This is a genomic window from Cytobacillus sp. FSL K6-0129 (assembly GCF_038007625.1).
Classification (GTDB): Bacteria; Bacillota; Bacilli; order Bacillales; family Cytobacillaceae; genus Cytobacillus; species Cytobacillus kochii.
The window spans coordinates 211,769-233,673 of the sequence record NZ_JBBOXM010000001.1 but is presented as its reverse complement, the minus strand read 5'-3'; the positions used below and the strand labels follow the sequence as shown (position 1 = coordinate 233,673).

At 37.4% G+C, this 21,905-nt stretch carries 20 protein-coding genes; 1 reads left to right on the top strand and 19 read right to left on the bottom strand.

Annotated features, from left to right (window positions below; translation table 11 throughout):
- Positions 1-73: 73 nt before the first annotated feature.
- The 13 genes from ffh to MHI57_RS01120 form a co-directional block, all read right to left on the bottom strand.
- A complete protein-coding gene (ffh, locus tag MHI57_RS01180; RefSeq protein ID WP_095369554.1) occupies positions 74-1,426 on the bottom strand; it encodes a signal recognition particle protein in 1,353 nt (450 codons plus the stop codon).
- Between the two features lie 12 nt (positions 1,427-1,438).
- Entirely contained in the window at positions 1,439-1,768 is a 330-nt protein-coding gene (locus tag MHI57_RS01175; protein WP_095369555.1) for a putative DNA-binding protein, read from the bottom strand.
- 205 nt (positions 1,769-1,973) lie between these two features.
- On the bottom strand, positions 1,974-2,960 hold the full coding sequence (ftsY, locus tag MHI57_RS01170) for a signal recognition particle-docking protein FtsY (RefSeq protein WP_340974514.1): 987 nt from the start codon (positions 2,958-2,960) through the stop codon (positions 1,974-1,976).
- An 88-nt stretch (positions 2,961-3,048) separates the two neighbouring features.
- Complete coding sequence (smc, locus tag MHI57_RS01165) at positions 3,049-6,615, bottom strand: chromosome segregation protein SMC (protein ID WP_340974512.1); 3,567 nt, start codon at positions 6,613-6,615, stop codon at positions 3,049-3,051.
- Between the two features lie 47 nt (positions 6,616-6,662).
- On the bottom strand, positions 6,663-7,400 hold the full coding sequence (rnc, locus tag MHI57_RS01160; RefSeq protein ID WP_095369558.1) for a ribonuclease III: 738 nt from the start codon (positions 7,398-7,400) through the stop codon (positions 6,663-6,665).
- Between the two features lie 357 nt (positions 7,401-7,757).
- Positions 7,758-7,991 (bottom strand): acyl carrier protein, encoded by a 234-nt coding sequence (locus MHI57_RS01155; RefSeq protein ID WP_095369559.1) that lies wholly within the window; start codon positions 7,989-7,991, stop codon positions 7,758-7,760.
- 132 nt (positions 7,992-8,123) lie between these two features.
- Positions 8,124-8,867 (bottom strand): 3-oxoacyl-[acyl-carrier-protein] reductase, encoded by a 744-nt coding sequence (gene fabG / locus MHI57_RS01150; protein ID WP_322909225.1) that lies wholly within the window; start codon positions 8,865-8,867, stop codon positions 8,124-8,126.
- Positions 8,864-9,811, bottom strand: a complete 948-nt coding sequence (gene fabD / locus MHI57_RS01145) for an ACP S-malonyltransferase (protein WP_095369561.1) — start codon at positions 9,809-9,811, stop codon at positions 8,864-8,866. The genes fabG and fabD overlap by 4 nt, the downstream gene beginning before the upstream one ends.
- A 15-nt stretch (positions 9,812-9,826) precedes the next feature.
- Positions 9,827-10,816, bottom strand: a complete 990-nt coding sequence (plsX, locus tag MHI57_RS01140; RefSeq protein ID WP_095369562.1) for a phosphate acyltransferase PlsX — start codon at positions 10,814-10,816, stop codon at positions 9,827-9,829.
- A gap of 32 nt (positions 10,817-10,848) precedes the next feature.
- Entirely contained in the window at positions 10,849-11,406 is a 558-nt protein-coding gene (gene fapR, locus MHI57_RS01135) for a transcription factor FapR (RefSeq protein WP_095369563.1), read from the bottom strand.
- A 208-nt stretch (positions 11,407-11,614) separates the two neighbouring features.
- A complete protein-coding gene (recG, locus tag MHI57_RS01130; RefSeq protein WP_322909224.1) occupies positions 11,615-13,654 on the bottom strand; it encodes an ATP-dependent DNA helicase RecG in 2,040 nt (679 codons plus the stop codon).
- A 252-nt stretch (positions 13,655-13,906) separates the two neighbouring features.
- Complete coding sequence (locus MHI57_RS01125; RefSeq protein ID WP_307314475.1) at positions 13,907-15,592, bottom strand: DAK2 domain-containing protein; 1,686 nt, start codon at positions 15,590-15,592, stop codon at positions 13,907-13,909.
- A 16-nt stretch (positions 15,593-15,608) separates the two neighbouring features.
- Complete coding sequence (locus MHI57_RS01120) at positions 15,609-15,971, bottom strand: Asp23/Gls24 family envelope stress response protein (RefSeq protein ID WP_095369566.1); 363 nt, start codon at positions 15,969-15,971, stop codon at positions 15,609-15,611.
- A gap of 406 nt (positions 15,972-16,377) precedes the next feature.
- Between MHI57_RS01120 and rpmB the strand changes: the two genes are divergently transcribed.
- Positions 16,378-16,566 (top strand): 50S ribosomal protein L28, encoded by a 189-nt coding sequence (gene rpmB / locus MHI57_RS01115; protein WP_095369567.1) that lies wholly within the window; start codon positions 16,378-16,380, stop codon positions 16,564-16,566.
- 83 nt (positions 16,567-16,649) lie between these two features.
- On the opposite strand, the gene spoVM is transcribed toward rpmB, so the two are convergent.
- The 6 genes from spoVM to MHI57_RS01085 all read right to left on the bottom strand — a co-directional run bounded on the left by spoVM (position 16,650) and on the right by MHI57_RS01085 (position 21,905).
- The gene (gene spoVM / locus MHI57_RS01110; protein WP_095369568.1) at positions 16,650-16,730 is read right to left on the bottom strand and encodes a stage V sporulation protein SpoVM; all 81 of its coding nucleotides are present in this window, start codon (positions 16,728-16,730) and stop codon (positions 16,650-16,652) included.
- 90 nt (positions 16,731-16,820) lie between these two features.
- Positions 16,821-17,474, bottom strand: a complete 654-nt coding sequence (locus MHI57_RS01105; RefSeq protein ID WP_322909222.1) for a thiamine diphosphokinase — start codon at positions 17,472-17,474, stop codon at positions 16,821-16,823.
- A gap of 132 nt (positions 17,475-17,606) precedes the next feature.
- The gene (gene rpe, locus MHI57_RS01100) at positions 17,607-18,251 is read right to left on the bottom strand and encodes a ribulose-phosphate 3-epimerase (protein WP_224938574.1); all 645 of its coding nucleotides are present in this window, start codon (positions 18,249-18,251) and stop codon (positions 17,607-17,609) included.
- Positions 18,252-18,254: 3 nt separating this feature from the next.
- A complete protein-coding gene (gene rsgA / locus MHI57_RS01095; protein ID WP_095369570.1) occupies positions 18,255-19,139 on the bottom strand; it encodes a ribosome small subunit-dependent GTPase A in 885 nt (294 codons plus the stop codon).
- A 15-nt stretch (positions 19,140-19,154) separates the two neighbouring features.
- Positions 19,155-21,146: a Stk1 family PASTA domain-containing Ser/Thr kinase gene (gene pknB / locus MHI57_RS01090; RefSeq protein ID WP_307314487.1), complete on the bottom strand. Its 1,992-nt coding sequence runs from the start codon at positions 21,144-21,146 to the stop codon at positions 19,155-19,157.
- A gap of 9 nt (positions 21,147-21,155) precedes the next feature.
- Positions 21,156-21,905: a Stp1/IreP family PP2C-type Ser/Thr phosphatase gene (locus MHI57_RS01085; RefSeq protein WP_095369572.1), complete on the bottom strand. Its 750-nt coding sequence runs from the start codon at positions 21,903-21,905 to the stop codon at positions 21,156-21,158.

The window sequence follows — 21,905 nt, the reverse complement described above, 5'->3', positions numbered from 1 at the left end:
TCACACAAGATAGTATATTATCAGATACTACCCTGGTTTGTAAAGGTTTTTTTCTTTACATAGTATTTTTTTATTAAAAAGGGTTAAAAGGAAGCTTTAAACCGCCCTTTTTCTTCCCTTTTTGTTGCATTCCTGACATCTGTTTCATCATTTTTTTCATTTCTTCAAACTGCTTCAGTAAGCGATTGACCTCAGGGACCGTTCGCCCACTACCTTTTGCAATTCGTTTTCTTCTACCTGCATTAATGATCTCAGGCTGACTTTTTTCTTCTTGTGTCATTGATTGAATAATGGCTTCAACATGGGCAATTTGTTTATCATCAATTTTTAAGTTATTCAGCCCTTTTACCTTGTTTGCACCAGGCATCATCTTTAATAATTCATCAAGTGGCCCCATCGTCTTCACTTGACCAAGTTGCTCTAGAAAATCATCAAGCGTGAACGAAGCTGTACGCATTTTCTTTTCTAGCTCTTTCGCTTTTTCCTCATCTACATTAGCTTGCGCCTTTTCAATAAGTGAAAGCACGTCACCCATACCTAAAATTCTTTGGGCCATTCTCTCTGGATGAAAAGCTTCAATTGCATCTAACTTCTCACCAAGTCCAATAAATTTAATCGGTGTTTCCGTGACTGAGCGAATAGATAGTGCTGCTCCACCACGGGTATCACCATCTAATTTAGTTAATACCACACCAGTGAGCCCGAGCTGTTCGTTAAAACTAGACGCTACATTAACAGCATCTTGTCCCGTCATTGCATCAACTACAAGGAAGATTTCGTCTGGATTTGTCAAGTCCTTTACATCTTTAAGCTCAGTCATCAGGGTTTCATCCACATGTAAACGACCAGCTGTATCGATTAGCACATAATCATGATGGTCTTCCTTCGCTTTAGCAATGGCTTGTTTGGCAATTTCAACAGGACTAACTTGATCTCCTAAGGAAAACACAGGCATATTAATTTGCTTACCCAATGTCTCCAATTGCTTAATAGCCGCTGGTCGATAAATATCAGCTGCCACTAACATTGGATTACGGTTATATTTCTTCCTTAATAAGTTTGCAAGCTTTCCTGTCGTTGTCGTCTTACCTGCCCCTTGTAACCCAACCATCATAATAACAGTTGGTGGACGATTGCTAACAGCGATTTTACTTTGTTCGCCGCCCATAAGCTCTGTTAATTCTTCTTTAACAATTTTGATGACTTGTTGTCCTGGAGTCAGACTTTTCATTACATCTTGTCCGACAGCACGTTCGCTTACCTTTTTAACGAATTGTTTAACTACTTTAAAGTTAACATCGGCTTCAAGTAATGCTAAGCGAACTTCACGCATCATTTCCTTTACATCCGCTTCACTTACTTTTCCTTTTCCACGGATTTTTTGAATTGTATTCTGCAGTCGGTCGGCTAAACCTTCAAATGCCATGCACGCCGCCTCCTAATCTAATTTCTCAAGCTCTTCCAGCAAGGCTTCATATTGTTCTTTTAAGCTTTCTGGTTGAAAATTACTCTTTAATTTTGCAATAATTTTAGCGCGCTCTTGAAATTTATGAAACAATAATAACTTCTCTTCGTATTCCTCAAGCATCGCTTCTGTACGCTTTATGTTATCATAAACTGCCTGACGGCTCACGTGATACTCTTCTGCAATTTCACCTAAGGAGTAGTCATCAAGATAATAAAGGGACATATAGCTGCTTTGTTTTGGTGTTAACAACGATTGATAGAAATCATACAAATAATTCATTCTCGTTGTTTTTTCAAGCATCTCTAAACCCCCTTGTTAAGTGAAAAGCCTTTACAATGTAAAGTTTACCTATCACACACTGAATTGTCAAGCATAGACTGACTTTTATAGTGTGTCAACTTATATATAAGCTATATTAGTGAGCCAAGCTTCCGTCATTTTAAAATAACCGATTTCATTAAGTAAAGCTCATTGCATTCTTCAGCAATGAGCTTTGTTCTTATTCTTATTCTTCTGCTTCAACCATTTCGGCAAATAATCCATACACATATTGTTCTGCATTGAATGTTTGTAAATCATCCATTTTCTCACCTAAACCAACTAATTTCACTGGGATTTCCAACTCATTTCGAATGGCCAAGACGATGCCGCCTTTAGCTGTTCCGTCTAATTTCGTTAAAACAATACCTGTTACATTTGTCGCTTCTTTAAACGTTTTCGCTTGAACCATTGCGTTTTGCCCAGTTGTCGCATCTAAAGCTAACAGAACTTCATGAGGTGCACCTGGTACTTCTCGTTCAATGACACGTTTTACTTTTTCAAGTTCTTTCATTAAATTCACTTTGTTTTGCAGGCGACCAGCTGTATCACAAATAAGTACATCTGCTTTTCTTGACTTTGCTGCCTGTACAGCATCAAACATCACTGCAGCAGGGTCAGATCCTGCCCCTTGTTTAATTACTTCAACCCCGACTCTTTCGCCCCATACTTCAAGCTGTTCAATCGCCCCAGCACGGAACGTATCTCCTGCGGCTAACATGACCTTTTTTCCTTCCCCTTTTAGCTTATGAGCAAGTTTTCCTATTGTCGTTGTTTTCCCCACACCATTGACGCCGACAAACAACATAACTGTTAGACCATCGTCTTGAATATTTAAATCTGCAGAAGATTCGCCTGCTCTTTCATAAATATCAATTAATTTTTCAGAAATAACTGCATGGACCTCTTTCGGATCTTGAATATTTTTTCTTTTCACTTCCATCTTTAATTCTTCTACTAATGTCATGACAGTATCAAAACCAACATCTGCTTGGATAAGAATTTCTTCTAATTCTTCGAAGAAATCTTCATCCACTTTACGATATCTTGCAACTAAATCATTAACTTTGCCAGAGAAATTATCTCTTGTCTTTGATAACCCGTCTTTAAATTTCTCTGTAACAGTATCCGTTTGTAAAGTGATTTTTTCTTTCAACCTCTTAAAAAAACTCATTTTCATAACTCCAATCTGCTAATAATTACTATTAATATGTATGAGGATAAGCCCCACTAACTAATTACTAATGGGACTTATCATTATGTTAGCTCATCGCCATCTCTTTTGTTTCTTCAAGCCTTACAGATACCATTTTTGAAACGCCGGATTCTTGCATCGTAACACCATACAATACATCCGCTTCCTCCATTGTTCCTTTTCTGTGAGTAATCACAATGAACTGTGTTTCATGGCTATAGTTTCTTAAGTACTTCGCATAGCGGTGCACATTAGCTTCATCTAAGGCTGCCTCTACTTCATCTAATATACAAAATGGGACAGGCCGGACTTTTAATATAGAAAATAATAACGCAATCGCAGTTAAAGCTCTTTCTCCACCAGATAAAAGCCCTAAATTTTGCAGCTTTTTACCTGGTGGTTGCGCGACGATATCAATACCAGTATTTAATAAGTCCTCAGGATTTGTAAACTTAAGATCTGCACGTCCCCCACCAAATAATGATTGAAAAACAGATTCAAAGTGGAAACGAATTCCTTCAAATGTTTCTTGAAATCTCCTTTTCATTTCCACATCCATCTCATCTATGACTTGGAAAAGCGTGTCTTTTGCAGCTAGTAAATCGTTCTGCTGTTCTAATAAAAACTCGTAACGTTCTGAAACACGTTCATATTCATCAATGGCACCTAAATTAACCGTGCCAAGTTCATCTATTGCTAATTTGATTAACTTTACCTTTTTGCGTGCATCTTCCACATCAATACTTAGTGGGAATGCCTCTTTCGCTGCTTCATAAGAGAGCATATATTCTTCACGCAAATGTGTTAAACGGGTCTCTAACTCTACGTCTAATCGATTAATTTTCACTTCAAGATCTTTTAATCCTTCTACTCTTCCTTTATGAAGACGTTTTAACTCTTTTAACTCCACTTCGATATCTTCAAGTACTGTTTGCAATGAAAATCTTTCTTCTCTGCGTTTAGCGATTAGTTCAATCGTTTGATTCTTATCTTCACGCTTTCTCATTGCTTCTTCTTCGAGATGTTGTTCTCCTGAGGAATTATTGGTCATTTCTGATGATAATAAATGCAAGTCATCTATAACGAGTTGTAATTTCTCTTCTGTGTCTGCTTTTTCTGAGACGATTGAACGCAAACGATCTTGTGCAGATTTTAGTTGCTCACTTTTAGAAGCAAATTGCACCTTTAATTCGTTTATCTCTTCTTGTAAGCTTTCTTTTGACGTTTGTTGTACATTCTTTAATTGCGTTAATTCTTTAATTTGGTTATCTAATGAGATAATTTCTTCAGCATAATTTCGCAGTATTTCTGTTAATTCGTTTTCTCGATTGACGAAGCGGCTTTTCTCTTCAACAAATTGTGCCTTATCCAGGTCATACAAAGAAAGGCGATCATTTACTCTTTTCTCTTCATACTCCATATCTTTAAGGAGACCAAGACGGCTTTGCTCTTCTTCGCGTAATTGTTCTCCCTTTTGCTTAAGCGTTTCTAATATATGCTCAGCATCTTTGAACTGTTGCTTCATTTTCTTCACACGTGCCTCAAGTTCTTTTGTTTGCTGATCCATATGAGTGATTTTATCATTCAAATCATCCAGCTCATTTTTTCTACTTAATATCGATGATTTATTCTGTTTAACCGCTCCGCCTGTCATTGAGCCACCAGGATTAACGATATCACCATCGAGTGTGACTATTCGTACGCGATACCCTAATAGCTTGGCTAGCGTATTAGCTCCTTTTAAATCACTGGCAATTATTACGTTGCCTAGTAAGCTTTCAATAGCAGGAGCATATTTAGCATCATATTGCAGTAAAGAAGCAGCTGTCCCTATGTACGCTTCGTGTTCTTTCACAATTTTTAATTGCGCTTCATTCAATGTTTTCTTTTTTAATACATCAAGTGGCAAGAAAGTCGCTCTACCATAGGATTGGCTCTTTAAATATTGAATGGCTTTTCGCCCATCAGCTTCTGTCTGCACAACGATATGCTGCATTGCCGCGCCTAACGCAACTTCCATTGCAGTTTGATATTCTTTAGGAACTTCAATTAACTCCGCCACTGCTCCTTCAATACCAGTAAGGCGATTGTTTCTTTCTTTCAGTACTTCTTTCACACCTTGGAAAAACCCGGAATAATCTTCTTTCAACTCTTCCAACATTTCTTTTCTAGACTGTGCTTGTTGTAGAAATTGAATGGCTTGATAGTATTTCTTTTCATCCTTTTCATAGGTTTGTTGCAACATTTCATATTCTTTTTGCTTTTGCCTATATTGGTGTATATGGTTGTCTAACTGTGCCTTAACTGCCTCATGATCATGCAATAACGCCGCTTTACGTTCGAGCAATACTTCTCTTTCCTCAATATATCGACTATTATCACCAATCAACTTTTCTTCACGCGTTGCTTGTTGCGTAAGTTGTTTTTGCAACATCTGCTGTTCATTCTTTGCTGCTGCTTCAGTATTTAAAAGATCAATATACTCACTTTTTAAGTTCTCAATTTGTTCATCAATATCAACGCTATATAACTTCAACTGTTCTAACTTCTCGGAAAGTTGTTTTTCATAAGTAGAGGCCTCAGACTTTAAAGCAAGCGTTTTTTGATCTTGTTCTTGTCTTAACTTTTTAAGTTCCTCTACACGCATGGTTAATACTTCTTTGTTTTTTTGTAACTGTTCTTTGTTTTGCGAAGCATTTTTCTTTCTTTCCTTAAGCACTTCTTTACGACCTTCAAGTTTTTCTAATGCTTCACTCGCATGGAGGAGTACTTCTTGTAATTCATTAACTGATTCATCCAATGCGACTGTGCGGTCTCGTACTTCAGCAATTTTCGCTTCTTTCGTTTGTACCTCTGCTGAAAGGGCTATTTCTTGCTGTTGCTGTTGATCAAAATCATTCGAGTGCTGTTCCCATTTTTTATGCAAATCCTCTATTTCATAAACTGTTAAACCGACTTCAAACTGTTCAAGCTCCTCTTTCTGCTGTAAATAATCTTTAGCAATAGAAGCTTGCATCTTCAATGGTTCAACTTGGGTTTCTAATTCGTGAAGAATATCGTTTACCCTGTTTAGATTATCTTTTGTTTCACTTAGTTTGACTTCCGCCTTCTTTTTACGTGTTTTATATTTTAAAACACCTGCAGCCTCTTCAAAAATCGTTCTTCTTTCTTCCGGCTTACTATTAAGAATTTCCTCTACTCTTCCTTGGCTTATGATCGAAAATGCTTCTCTCCCTAGCCCCGAATCCATAAATAACTCAACAATATCCTTTAATCTACAAGGTTGTTTATTAATTAAATATTCACTATCTCCCGAACGAAAAACCCTTCTTGTTACACTAACTTCACTGTAGTCAAGTGGTAAAAATTGATCATGATTATCTAGCGTTAAAGTAACTTCTGCATAGTTTAATGGTTTGCGTGTATCACTACCTGCAAAAATAACATCACCCATTTTCACGCCACGTAACGATTTAGCTGATTGTTCACCTAATACCCAACGGATGGCATCCGTAATATTACTTTTACCACTTCCATTAGGGCCAACAACTGCAGTTACACCAGTAACGAAATCAACTGTTACTCGTTCAGCAAAAGATTTAAAACCGACGATATCGAGTTGCTTTAAAAACAAAATTCTGCTCCTCCCTTACTAAATCTCCTTTTCACCTTTATAAAGATTTAGTTCACATGGTTTTTAAGTACTTCTAATGCCATTTGCGCTGCATGTTGTTCCGCTTGTTTTTTTGAACGACCTGTACCAGTTCCAAGCTCTTCACCGTTTAGATAAACAGTTGACTCAAATTCACGATTATGAGCCGGTCCCTTTTCCTGCAGAATCTTATATTCAATCATTCCCGCTGAATCTCTCTGCACTAATTCTTGTAATTGGCTTTTAAAATCCATTACATGAGAAAATGCGCCAGAGTCTATCTTAGGAAAAACATATTTTTCTAAGAAGCAAACAACAACATCAATCCCTTGGTCTAAATATAGTGCTCCAATAAAGGCTTCAAAGACATCAGCTAATAGTGCCGGACGCATTCTCCCCCCAGTCATTTCCTCTCCTTTGCCTAGTAAAACATATTGGCCAAAATCTCTTTCATTAGCAAATTCAACCAAGGAAGGTTCACACACGACCGCTGCTCTTAATTTTGTTAATTCACCTTCACTCATCATCGGATATTTAATATAGAGAAATTTGGAAACTGTTAATTCCAATACCGCATCTCCTAAAAATTCGAGTCTTTCATTATCTTCATGAGGCTTTCTTCGATGCTCATTCACATATGAAGAATGAGTAAAAGCTTGTCTTAATAATTTTTCGTTTTTAAATTCAATAGATAATACCTGTTGTAATTCTTTAAACTTCTTTTCATCCGCACGTTTTCTTTTCTCTTTTTCTTTGTAATTACGCATTTTAACAGCCACCTTGTACCTTAAATAAATTTATCCTAAATGGTGATAACCACACATATTTGTCTACATTATTAGACGTGGTTTATTACTGATGACAAATCTTATCTTTTTATATACATCATTCTCTCTTAGTTTAAGCAATTTTACATAAAAACACAAAGAAACTTGGCAGAAAGAATTCTTAACCAAGTTTAAAGCGCTAATGAGGATAAATCTGGATGTACTTACTGTCCGTCACTACCTGATTAACTCAAGTCACGGCGGACAATAAGCACAAAAGTGACATCTGGCTCATTAACTGCTATTTATATAGAAAGATTGAGTGAGGGATATCCCTCACTCATACTTATCTAACGATTAGTTTTTTGCTTTTATGTAATTTACAGCGTCACCCACTGTTACAATTTTTTCAGCATCATCGTCAGAGATTTCCATATCAAACTCATCTTCTAATTCCATTACTAGTTCAACTACATCTAGGGAATCAGCACCAAGATCATCTTTGAAAGACGCTTCTTCTTTTACTTCTGCTTCATCAACACCAAGACGATCAACAACGATTTTTGTTACACGTTCTAATACTTCTGCCATGCTTGTTCACCTCCCCTCAAGATATTATAGATGAAAGTTAATAAATACGAAAGATGTTTTTAGTAAATGCAACAATCACGTAATCTTAAATCTTTCATTTATATGTAAACCCTTTAAAAAAGGACTTACTGTTTACATATACATACCACCATCAACATGCAAAGTTTGACCAGTCATATACTTACTATCTTCAGAAGCAAGGAAGTTAACTACTTTTGCAATATCTTTTGGCTCTCCGAATGTTGCCAGTGGAATATTAGCAAGCATTTGCTCTTTAATTTCTGCATTTAATTCATCGGTCATTTCTGTCGTAATAAACCCAGGTGCAATCGCATTAACCGTAATGCCTCTCGATGCTAATTCTTTGGCTGTTGTTTTAGTTAAGCCGATGACACCAGATTTAGCAGCTACGTAATTTGCTTGGCCTGGATTTCCTGTTGTTCCAACAATAGAGGAAATATTAATAATGCGTCCGCTCCGCTGCTTCATCATTTGTCTAGTTACAGCCTTCGTGCACAGAAATACTCCCTTAAGATTGGTATTGATGACAGCGTCCCATTCATCTTCCTTCATTCTCATCAATAGGTTATCCTTTGTAATGCCTGCATTATTCACTAGAATATCAATACGGCCAAAATGTTCGATGACCGTTTTAATCATATTTGTAACTGATTCACTATTAGAAACATCACATTGAATTGCAAATGCTTCTGACCCTAATGATTTAATTTCATCAACTACTTCATTGGCTCTCGCCTCACTACCTGCATAATTGACAGCTACTTTTGCCCCATCTCTGGCAAGCTCTAAAGCTATTTCCCTACCAATCCCTCTAGAAGCACCGGTTACAATTGCAATTTTATTTGATAACTTCATTTTGCAGCCTCCTTTATGGCTTCGATAGTTGACTCAATGGACTTACTATCAGAGATAGCAAAAAGTTGAACATTACGGTCTACCTTTTTGATAAGGCCTGATAAAACCTTTCCAGGTCCAATTTCAATAAAAGTATCTACACCTAAAGCAAGTAACTTCCTTACAGTATCCTCCCAAAGAACAGGTGAATATAATTGTTGCAATAGCTTTTCTTTGATTTCTCCAGACGCAGTGATTGGCGTTGCTGAAACATTCGCAATCACTGGCACACTTGCATCCTGTAATTTGATTTCATCTAATACGCTTAATAGACGATCAGCTGCTGGTCTCATTAGTTGCGAATGGAAGGGACCGCTTACTTCTAATGGTAATACTCTTTTCGCACCTGCCATTTTTGCTTCTACGCCAGCTAGTTCTACACCTTGTTTTGTACCGGAAATGACAATTTGTCCAGGTGAATTCAAATTGGCTAATTGTACAGAATGACCTGATTCAGTAATCTTATCGGTAATAGCTTGCAGTGCTTCTCTTTCCATACCAAGAACTGCAGCCATTGTCCCTTCTCCATTAGGAACAGCATCTTCCATAAATTCACCACGTTTATGAACAGCATAAACACCGTCAGTAAAAGAAATGGCTTCTGCTGCAACAAGTGCTGAATATTCTCCTAAACTATGGCCAGCAACATAATCTGCTGTGATGCCAGATTGTTTGAATGCTTCCAAAACCGCGATACTTGTTGTTAACAATGCCGGTTGAGCATTCATCGTTTGCGTCAACTGTTCTTGTGGGCCTTCGAAAATAAGTTGTGAAAGAGAGTATCCTAAACGTTCATCAGCTTGTTTAAATAATTTTAAAACGTTCTCATTCTCATCAGCTAGTGATTTCCCCATTCCAACAGTTTGTGAACCTTGTCCTGGAAAAACAAATGCAATTTTCCCCATATTATCCGCCTCCCATTATGATTGAATTTCAAGCGACGCTTTCACTTTTTCAGCTACTTCATGCTCTACCATAATTCTTGTCTGCTTTACAGCACTGTACAAAGCATTGCGATCAGACGATCCATGTGCTTTAATAACTGGTGCCTTTAGTCCAAATAATGCTGCTCCACCATATTCAGAGTAGTCCATTTTTCCTTTCAACTCTTTCAAATCAGGCTTTAATACTGCTGCAGCTAGTTTTGATTTCAGATTACTTGTCATTGCCGTTTTCAACATTTTAAACAGACTCATCGCTGTCCCTTCAATGGTCTTTAATACCATATTGCCAGTAAAACCATCGGTCACTACCACATCTGCTACGCCATTTAGTAAATCACGCGCTTCAACATTTCCAATAAAATTGATATCAGCTTGTTGCAATTTAGTAAAAGTATCCTTTGTTAGTTCGCTTCCTTTTTTCTCCTCTGTACCAATATTCAACAAACCAACTCTAGGGTTCTTAACTCCTCTTACCTTCTCTGCATAAATCGCCCCCATCAAGGCATACTGCGTTAAATGCTCAGGTTTAGCATCGACATTTGCTCCTACATCTAAAAGTAAGAAACCTTCTCCTCCTATGGTTGGCAAAGTAGGGGCTAGCGCTGGTCTTTCAATCCCTTCAATTCTACCAACTACAAATAATCCAGCAGCCATTAAGGCTCCAGTATTACCTGCAGATATACAAGCATCAGCCTTACCATCTGCAACAAGTTGTGCAGCTAACACCATTGATGCTTGTTTTTTTCTTCTTACAGCGCGAACAGGTTCATCAGTGCCCAAAATCATTTCGTTCGTATGAAGCACTTGAATTCTGTCATCATTTGATGTCAAATATTTTCTAATCTCATCTTCATTACCTACTAAAGTAATTTCAATATCATTGAAGTCTAACGCAGCCTTCATAGCACCATGAACAATTTCCTCTGGTGCATTGTCACCACCCATTGCATCTATGGCAATTTTCACATCTATTCATCCTTTAGTCTCATTTAATATTTTTATTGATGCGAGCGATACATATCAAACTCACCTTTAAAAACACATTCATTATGTACGGTACTTATAACCTCTATCTTTGTCCGATCGTTATCGATACTTATCACTTTCGCTTTACATACTACTCGTTCCCCTTGCTTTACCGAGCGAGTAAAGTGAATATTTGCTTTCGCTGTTAAGGCAAGGTCATCATTAATAACCGCGACCGCTAAAGAGTTTGCTTGAGCAAATAAGTGATGTCCACGCGCAATTTGATTTCGTTTAAAAACGTGCTCCTCTTTGACATCGAATATAGAAATGGCTACATTATCTAACTCAATATCAATGATTTCCCCTATTACTTCCTCAATAGGCAGCGCGACAACCTCGTCCTCAAAATTTTTTTCAGCGACTGTTTTTATTCTTTCTCTCAATTCAGGTATTGAGAGCTCTAACCGATCAAGCCTAATCGTCTGCACACTGACAGAAAACTTATCGGCTAAATCTTCATCCGTAATGAATGGGTTCTCTTTTATCGTTTCTACTAACAATGATTGTCGTTGCTTTTTATTTCTTTTCATTTTTTATACACCGTCCAAGAAAATTAAGACTAGGTACTAATAGTAGTATATAATTATAGCTATTATATTGCAAGAAGTAATTATTGCTACTATTGACCTTTTAAAGTCTTAAGCTTACTAGCGAGCATCTAGGCAATGTTTACCTCAAACTATTTATTCAAATAGATAGCTGCTTCTAGTCCGCATATCTCCTTTCATTCCCTTTTTATTAATCTAACTTCTCACCTTCAAGCACACCATTATCCCTTAAGTAATCCCTCAATATTTGATATTTTTTTTCATACCAAAAGCTATCTGTCTGAATTAATTGAGTAGCATCATTTCTTGCCACTTCAAGCGCACGGTAATCATGCACCATGTCAGCTACCTTGAATTCAGGAAGCCCACTTTGCTTGCGACCAAAAAAATCACCTGGACCACGTAGCTCTAAATCCTTCTCACTTAAAACAAACCCATCATTCGTTTCTGTCATAATCCGCATTCTTTCTTTACCAACTTCTGACTTAGGATCAGCTAGTAATATACAATAGGACTGTTTATCTCCTCTACCAACTCTTCCTCTTAATTGATGAAGCGTAGCTAGCCCAAAACGATCAGCATCGTAGATGAGCATCATTGTGGCATTCGGTACATTGACACCTACCTCAACCACAGTTGTAGATACTAGTACTTGCGTCTGATTGTCACTAAACTTCTTCATCACATCTTCTTTCTCATCAGGGTGTAGACGCCCGTGCATTAAACCAACTTTATACCTATCCTGAAAATATTGCATAAGAATAGTGTGGACATCAATTGCATTTTGGACATCAAGTTTCTCTGATTCTTCAATGAGTGGGCAAATCACATAAGCTTGCTGTCCTCCACGCAATTCTTTCTCCATAAAGCCTAATACCCTTTCTAACATATCTAGTTTTGCCCAATACGTTTCTATTACTTTCCTACCTGCTGGCATTTCATCAATGATGGATACATCCATTTCGCCAAATGCGGTTATGGCCAAAGTTCTCGGTATCGGCGTCGCAGTCATGAATAACACGTTAGGGTTTTCACCCTTTTGTCTTAATACACGACGCTGCTCAACACCAAAGCGATGTTGTTCATCTGTAATAACAAGTCCTAATTTTTTAAAAACAACTTCCGTTTGAATAAGCGCATGTGTACCAATAACAATATCAATGTTACCAGCCTCTAATTCTGCAAGTAGTTCTCTTCTCTTTTTCCCCTTCACTGAACTTGTTAATCTTTCAATCCTTATTGGATAATTCGCAAACATCATAGCCAGTGATTCTGCATGTTGTTCAGCTAAAATCTCTGTTGGTACCATTAATGCACCTTGATAACCCGCACTATTAGCAGCGAATAACATAATAGCAGCAACTGCTGTTTTACCTGATCCAACATCACCTTGAAGCAGTCGATTCATACGATAGTTAGATTTCATATCAAAGAGAATTTCATTGACAACTCTTTTTTGTGCACCCGTCAGTTCAAATGGAAGTGTATCTATAAATGACTTTAAGCGTTTCAGATCATAATCAATGTTCACACCTGCACTACTTTCTCTTTCTATTTTTCGTAATGCTTGGATTTTTAATTGGAAATAAAAGAACTCTTCATATACTAACCTTCTTCTTGCTTGCTTTAGCATTTCCGGAGTATCAGGATAATGTAATGTACGAATCGCTTTTTCACGCGCCATCAACCGATATGCCCCAATATATTCTGAAGGTAGTGTTTCTACTATATCGTGTCCGTATTGATCAAGTGCGTGCTTAATATAGCGACGTAAAGACTTCACTGTGACTTTGCCTTTAACAGCATAAACAGGTTCAAATGCATTCGTTTGCGTAACCTCACCTTTGCTGAGTTTACCTAGTGTAATCGTTTGGCGATGTTGGTCCCACTTTCCCGTAATAGTAACTGTATCATTTAATTCTATTTGTTTTTTTAAATATGGTTGATTAAAAGCAATTACTTGTATGAGGTAGCGATCGACTAAAACTCTAAATGTTAAGCGCGAACGTTTACGTCCATAAAAACTAAGTGTGGGCTGTGAATGGACTTTCCCCTCAACTGTAATTCTTTCTTCATGTTTGATTTCACTTAAATCTTTTAGACGATAATCTTCATAACGAAAAGGCAAGTATTCAATCAAGTCGCCTACAGTGGTGATCCCCATATCTTTCAGATTATCTGCAGCAGATTGACCCAACCCCTTTATATGATCTACTTTGTCACTTAACATACTTGACCCTCCTTTTCAAAACAGCCTTTCTTTACGAGAAATAAAGAAAACTCGCCCTTTTGGCGAGCACTAAGGCGAAGACAGAGGCATAGTTTCATAAACCAAATGATTAAATAACTAACCTCTAATTACCCTCCTAACCATCGATATCAAATTCCAATTGCAGTAAGTAGGAGAAGGCAGTGAGTCATTTGATGAAAAAAGACCACGGGAGCAGTGTAAAAGAAGCTACCCATGGTCATTCTCTTCTATTTATTCTACCGAGAAGATAAATGCATATAATGGTTGTTTGCCGTCGTGCACTTCTACTTCGACATCATCATACTTCTCTTCTATATAGTTAAGAATTACTTCTACATCTTCTTTTGAGGCATCTTCACCTTGAATAATTGTGACAATTTCCGAATCTTCATCTATCATCTGGTCAATTAAACTTTTAGCAGATTGAAGCTTATCCTTATCTTTAACGATTATTTTGCCTTCTTCAATCCCCATAAAGTCGCCTTTTTCAATCTCAAGACCATCGATACTCGTATCACGGACTGCGAAAGTGATCTGACCTGTTTTCACATGCGATAACGCTTCAGACATATAATCCTTATTCTCTGATAGTTCCGCGGATGGATTAAAGGCAAGTAGCGCACTCATTCCTTGAGGAACCGTTTTGGAAGGAACAACAATGGCATCGGTTTCTGATACTTCACACGCCTGTTCAGCAGCCATAATAATATTTTTATTATTTGGTAAGATAATTACTTTTTCTGCATTCACTTCTTCTATCGCCTTGACAATATCCTCTGTGCTTGGATTCATTGTTTGGCCGCCTTCAATTACTACATGCGCCCCAATACTACGGAAAACCTCAGCAATTCCGCTTCCCATTGAAACAGTGATCACTCCGTATTCACGTTTTTCTTGGGGAACTTTAGCATCATTTTGTGATGCGGAAGCCTTTTCATCTTCGTCAAGAATGTTTGTGTGCTGCAAACGCATATTCTCGATCTTCATATTAATAAGATTTCCGTACTTTTGTCCATAGGATAAGCAATCCCCTGGTTGTTCAGAATGAATATGAACCTTCACAAGGTTTTCATCAGCAATCACAAGTAGGGAATCACCATATTGACTTAAGTCTTGACGGAATTTGTCTTCAGAGAATGGATTCGTAGCTAACTTCTCAGATTCAAATCTAACCATAAATTCTGTACAGTATCCGAATACAATATCTTCTGTATTCATATGGCTCTGTACACTTTTATGATGTTCCGCACTTACAAGCTCCTCCATTTTCGGAAGAGATGCACTGGAGTCAGGTAATGCTTCTCCTTTTAATTCTGCTAGAAAGCCTTCATATACAAAAAGTAGACCTTGTCCACCACTATCAACTACCCCTACTTCTTTTAACACTGGTAGTAGCTCTGGTGTACGCTCAAGAGAAGCTTTAGCTTCATTAACGATTGCTTGCATAATTTGAACAATATCATCTTCTGTTTGTGCTACTTGTACTGCTTTGTTTCCAGCATCTTTCGCAACAGTTAATATTGTTCCTTCAACAGGTTTCATCACCGCTTTATAAGCAGTTTCTACACCCGCTTCAAATGCAGATGCAAATTCAAGTCCATTTACACTTTCTTTCTGCTCAATATGCTTTGCGAACCCACGAAAAAGCTGAGAGAGAATTACACCAGAGTTACCACGAGCGCCCATTAATAGACCCTTTGAAAGAGCAACCCCAACTTTACCAATATGATTGGTTGTTATATTTTTAACTTCCTTTGCACCAGAAGTCATTGACAAGTTCATATTTGTCCCAGTATCACCATCTGGAACAGGGAAAACATTCAATGCATCTACATAATTCGCATTTGTAGATAAATGATTAGCTCCTTGGACAATCATTTTCGCAAATTGTTTTCCTTCTAAAACTTTAATTGACACGAAATTTTCCTCCTCATTACGGGTTCGTTACACGAACACCTTGAACAAAAATATTAACAGACTCAGTACTTAGACCGACTGTTTGATCTAAAGTGTATTTAACTTTGGATTGCACATTATGAGCAACTTCAGAAATTTTCGTTCCGTAGCTAACAATAATATACATGTCGATATGTACTTCATCTTCTTCCTGACGCACGATGACACCTTTAGTAAAGTTTTCTTTACGCAGGATTTCAGATAAGCCGTCTTTTATTTGATGTTTAGAGGCCATGCCAACAATACCATAGCAGTCGACTGCTGCTCCTCCTGCAATTGTCGCAATTACGTCATTTGAGATATCAATTTGCCCGTAGTTATTCTTTAGTTCGATGGACATTTTGTTGTTCCCCCTTCTGGTAAATTACTGCTTCTTCTTAGCTAGTCTTCGTTTTCATTGTGAATATCTAATGAATGACAATCATTGTTTGATGAAGCCATGGAACGAATAGACGCATGTACTACACTTTTCATAAAGAATATTTTACTATACATGTAAGCATTTTAAAAGCCATACTTACCTCTTTCATATTATAACGTATTTTCACAGCATATATGTCAAGGTTTTTTTCTTGATAGAATAGAGGCAAACTATTGCATTGTAGGTGTTTGTATGATAAATTATTAAAGTATCTTTTTAGTATGAAATTAGTGCGAGCTACTTTCATATTAAGTTAGATGTAACTGACAATTGTGATCGAAACATGAAAATAATGATGTCATGTTTTAGTAAGGAGGGAATATAGATGCCACGCCAATGTGTAATTACTGGAAAGAAAACAAAAACAGGTAATGCTCGTTCTCATGCGATGAATGCTAACAAACGTACTTGGGGTGCTAACCTACAAAAAGTACGCATTCTTGTAGACGGTAAACCTAAACGTGTATGGGTTTCTGCAAGAGCTTTGAAATCAGGTAAAGTTGAACGCGTATAATGAATGAGAGGGTACCAGTATTGGTACCCTCTTTTTTTATACAATATTCGCACTAAAGACGTTAGAAAAAGAGATTGTACTCTTTACTCCTTTTTAAATGTCCCTAGCATCGCCCTCACAATGCCTCCCAAAAATTTAGGCAGCTTGATTGTATAAAATCTCATTTAAGTCCCTCCTCAAAGTCTCACACCTTAAGTAATAAACGTACGCACTACTTCTTTTTATTCATATTAGAACAAAGGAATCAATATTAGTTATTTTTCATCCTTACTTCTTATCACCATTAATATGCCTTTATTAAAAGAAAAAGTACCATTATCATCAATAAGTTCATTACTTATACAAAGAGTTGACCCTAAAGGTACGAAGTGATTAGTTAATGGGTACTTGAATCCCGTTAATGTCAAGTTCCTCACGTTTTCTGTTACCGGAATAAAAGATATATATGGATAAGATGATTCCTTAGCAATTTGATAATGGCCGCTCTTTTTAACCATAATTTGATTTTGTTTATCAACTAAACGAATAGGTACTAGAATGTCATTTAGAAGTGGTTGAATTAACAGTTGAGTATTAGCAAAAAAATGATCTAATCTCCCACCTGTGGCTCCAAATACCGTAATTTCTTCTGGCTTTTGTTCGATCGCCCATAAAAGTGCTAGTTCCATATCCGTTTCATCCTTTTCCGGTTTTACCCTTTGTAGATGAGGAACATGCTGCTTAATCATACTGTACTGACTTTCATCAACTGAATCAAAATCTCCAAATGCATAATCAATTGCGATTCCCTTTTTAATTAATGTATAGGCGCCACGGTCAACACCTATCCATAATACTTCATCAAAACAATAGTCATTGAGATTGGGTAGATACTGTTGTGGTCCCCCTGCTAATATATTGATTTTCATCTCTACGCCCTCCACTTTTCCTATCCTTTTAGGTTATGAACTATTTATTCTTTTAATTGTTAACTATCGTAAAATGCAAGAAACATAAGAAAAGCTGACTCTAAGTATAATCTTAAAATCAGCTTTTTCAGGTCAATTCCGCAGTCTAGCGATTGCTTCTTTACGGTCTTGTTTATTATAAACGGCAGAGCCTGCTACTAAAACATTCGCTCCTGCAGCAATGCATTTTTTTGCAGTCTCCTCATTTACCCCACCATCCACTTCGATTTCGAGAGAGGGGTTAGATGTTTTACTCCATTCTTTTACTTCAGCAATTTTAGGTAAAACATTTTCAATGAATGATTGTCCACCAAAGCCAGGGTTCACAGTCATCAATAACACCATATCAACATCAGTTATCACATGCTTAATCGCTTCGACAGGTGTCGCTGGGTTAATCACAACTCCTGCTTTAACACCCAAGGACTTAATGAGATGTATTGTACGATGAAGGTGTTTACACGCCTCAGCATGAACAGTAATAATATCTGCTCCTGCTGAGGCGAAGCTTGGAATATATTGATCAGGGTTTTCTATCATAAGATGAACATCTAATGGTAGGTTCGTTATCGGTCTAATGGCTTCAACAATTAACGGACCAATCGTAATGTTAGGAACAAAGTGACCATCCATCACATCTACATGAATATAATCCGCTCCCCCACGTTCGACATCAAGAATTTCTTCTCCTAATTTAGAAAAATCTGCAGATAAAATCGATGGTGCAATTTTTACCATGCGTTAATACCTCGGCTTTCTGTCTCTTATTTCGTCTATAAAAGTAATATAATGCTCATAGCGATAACGTGGCAAATCTCCGGATTCTATAGCTTGTTTAACTGCACATTTAGGTTCCTTCAAATGCATGCAACCTCTGAATTTACATGAGCTGCTTAGTTCTTGGATGTCAGGGAAATAATTTTGTAAGTCCTCTTGCTCAATTTCAGTAAACTCTAAAGAGCTAAAACCCGGTGTATCAGCAACAAGTCCACCATTAATCTCAATGAGCTCCACATGTCTTGTTGTATGTTTTCCTCTCCCTAAATGAGAGGATATATCGTCTGTTTTTAATTGCAAATCAGGACGTAATACATTTAAAAGTGAAGATTTACCAACACCTGATTGACCAGCAAATACGGATATTTCTCCCGTAATGAAAGGATAAAGATCCTCAATCCCTTCCGCCGTTTCGGACGAAGTCAAAACAACTTTATAGCCTGCTTTTCGATAGTTATCAGCATATACAGCTAGTGTTTCTTGTTCCTCTTTACTTGCCAAATCCATCTTAGTGATACAAATAATAGGCGTAATATGATTCGATTCTACCAGGACAAGAAAACGATCTAATAACGCTGTACTAAAGGTAGGTTCAACACTTGAGAAAATGAGAAAAGCTTGATCTACATTCGCTATAGGTGGGCGAATAAGTTCATTTTTACGCTTTTTCACTTCTAAAATATACCCTTCTTTATCATTTTCTGCTTGATAGTGTACTTCATCTCCGACTAATGGAGTTATTTTATTTTTACGAAAGACACCACGTCCACGACATTGGATGATTTCTTTATCCTTGTTCAAAACATAATAAAAGCCACTTAAAGCTTTTATGATTTTGCCTTCTGGCATAGTAGTCCTCCTACATCACTGTTCATACGGAACATTTTCTTGAATAATCATTTGTCCATCCCTCATAATTTGGTAAGAAGCGGTTTCTCCTGGTTGTATTTGCAGTGAAAAGGAAATAACTCGATCTTCAGTAATATGAATCGTATTAAATGGCTCATCAATATTGTTGTCCATATCTTCTATAAAGATTTGTACTTCTTGAGGTTGTCCGACATTATCAGGATTTGGCTTATACGGTACATTCACTTCTCTTTTCACTTCTACAGGAACTTGTTCCGGCCCACTTGATAGATAAACTTTTACTGTGTCCCCGTCATTTAAAGATGCTCCAGCTCCAGGTTCCTGCCGAATGACCTCACCTTGAGCAATCTCAGCATGATGCTCTTCTCCAGCTACTTCAATTGTTAATCCACTAGATGCTTCGTATTCTGCTAGGGCCTTATCATTATAACCGGTTAAATCTTTTAATTCTATCGGTTCCTCCCCTTTGCTGACGACAAAGATGAGCTCTTCTTCTTGGGGAATCACTTCTTCTCCGGGATCAATATTCTGTTCTAGAATTGTTCCCTTTGCTTCCTCACTAAATTCTTCTTCTGATTGGATAGATTGGAAACCCTCTTCTTTTAGTAACTCTTCTATATCACTATATGGGCGACCAGTAAAATCCTCCATTGAATAGCGTTCTTTACCGATACTTTCATAAATATTTACTGCTGTTCCTTCTTTCTGTGTCCTCCCTGCTCTCGGTTCGGTTCTTATAACTTCCCCTGCTTTCACTTCATCATTGTTTTGTTCGATTTCTTCACCAATCGTAAATCCTTCTTCTTGTAACAATGTTTTCGCGTCATCAACGCTCATATTTGATACATCTGGTACAGTAACATCATCAGGTGAAAGCATCTCAGGTAAAACAGTGACGGAAAGAACAAATAGCACAACTAATAGAACAAAAGTAGATATAAGGATCATTGGACCTTTTTTTCGTTTTTTCTTCTTTTTCGTATCTTCTTTTTCTTTTTTTGGACTTTCCTTTTTTACAATAGGTACAGGACTATCTTCATTTTTTTCTTCAATTTTATGAATAATCGTTTCGTCAGTAGGATGGTACATTTTATCTGCAGTAATGATCGGAATTGCTTTTGTAGCATCATCGTCATCAGGTACAGTAAACTTTCTTTCGTTCATCCTCTCTTCGTTCAAAGATGTAGAGAGGTCTTCTTCCATTTCATCGGCACTATTATAGCGATGGAAAGGGTCCTTTGCTGTTGCCTTCAATACGATATTTTCAACACTTTGTGGTATATCTGGGTTCCATCTTCTTAAGGAAGGCGTTTCTGATTGCAAGTGTTTCAATGCAATAGAAACAGCTGATTCTCCTGAAAACGGTAATCTTCCAGTTAACAGCTCAAACATGACAATCCCTAATGAATATATATCTGATTTACGGTTTGCCATACCGCCTCTTGCTTGTTCTGGTGATAAATAATGAACCGACCCTAATACGGAATTCGTCTGGGTAATGCTAGTTGCACTTAGAGCCATTGCAATTCCAAAATCAGTAATTTTTATCTTGCCTTCATGATCAATTAAGATATTATGTGGTTTAATATCACGATGAATAATCTGGTTTTGATGGGCGTGAGAAATAGCTGATGTCAGCTGTTTCATAATATCAATCGCTGTTTCCAAAGGGACAGGCCCGTTTTTTTGTATGTATTGTTTTAATGTTTGACCGTCAACATATTCCATGACGATGTAATATAGGGTATCTTCTTCTCCAACATCATAAATCGTCACAATATTTTGGTGAGTTAGGCTTGTAGCTGATTGAGCTTCACGGTGAAATCGTTTAATAAACTCATCATCTTCAGCGAAGTCTAGACGCAACATCTTTAATGCCACGTTTCGATCTAGAATCATATCATGAGCTAAATAAACGTTGGCCATGCCGCCTCCACCGACCATTTCCAAAATTTTATAACGGCCGTTTATACGCTTACCAATCATCAACGTTTATCACCCTCTCTCACAATCATCTGCATACTCGATGATTACGAGGGTAATATTATCTTCCCCTCCATTTTCATTTGCTCTTTTAATCAACTCAGTAGCTTTCTCCTCTAATGAGTCATTTCCATTTATAATCGATTCCATCTCTTGTTCTGAAACTTTGTTTGACAAACCATCAGAGCATAGCAATAGTCTATCATCTTCCTCAAAAATAATTGTTTTAATATCTTGGTTTACATCTTCTTCCGTACCGAGCACACGTAACACTAAATTTTTCATCGGATGATTTTCAGCATCCTCTTTTGTAATTTGCCCTGACCGAAGCAGTTCATTAACAAGGGAATGGTCGTCAGTTAGCTGCTGAAAACCCGCTTCATTTCTAATATAACACCGGCTATCACCTACGTTTACAATCGTAGCAAATCGACTAGTACAAATAGCAGCAACAACGGTCGTACCCATACCTTCACATTCAGTTACTTCTTTACTGTGAGCATATATAGCCTTATTGGTTTCATTAATATGGTCATGCAACCACTTTTCTGCTTGGTCCGCGGTTTCAATCTTTGGTGCAAGCAGCCACATAGATTTTAGCTTTTCCTTGGCCATTTCACTAGCTACATCACCAGCTCGGTGACCGCCCATACCATCAGCTACAATAGCTAAGCGATCACCACTGGCGTTTGTAAAAATGCCACCATTATCTTCATTTCGCTGACGAAGTTTCCCTACATCAGTCATAAAAACAGCCTTCAT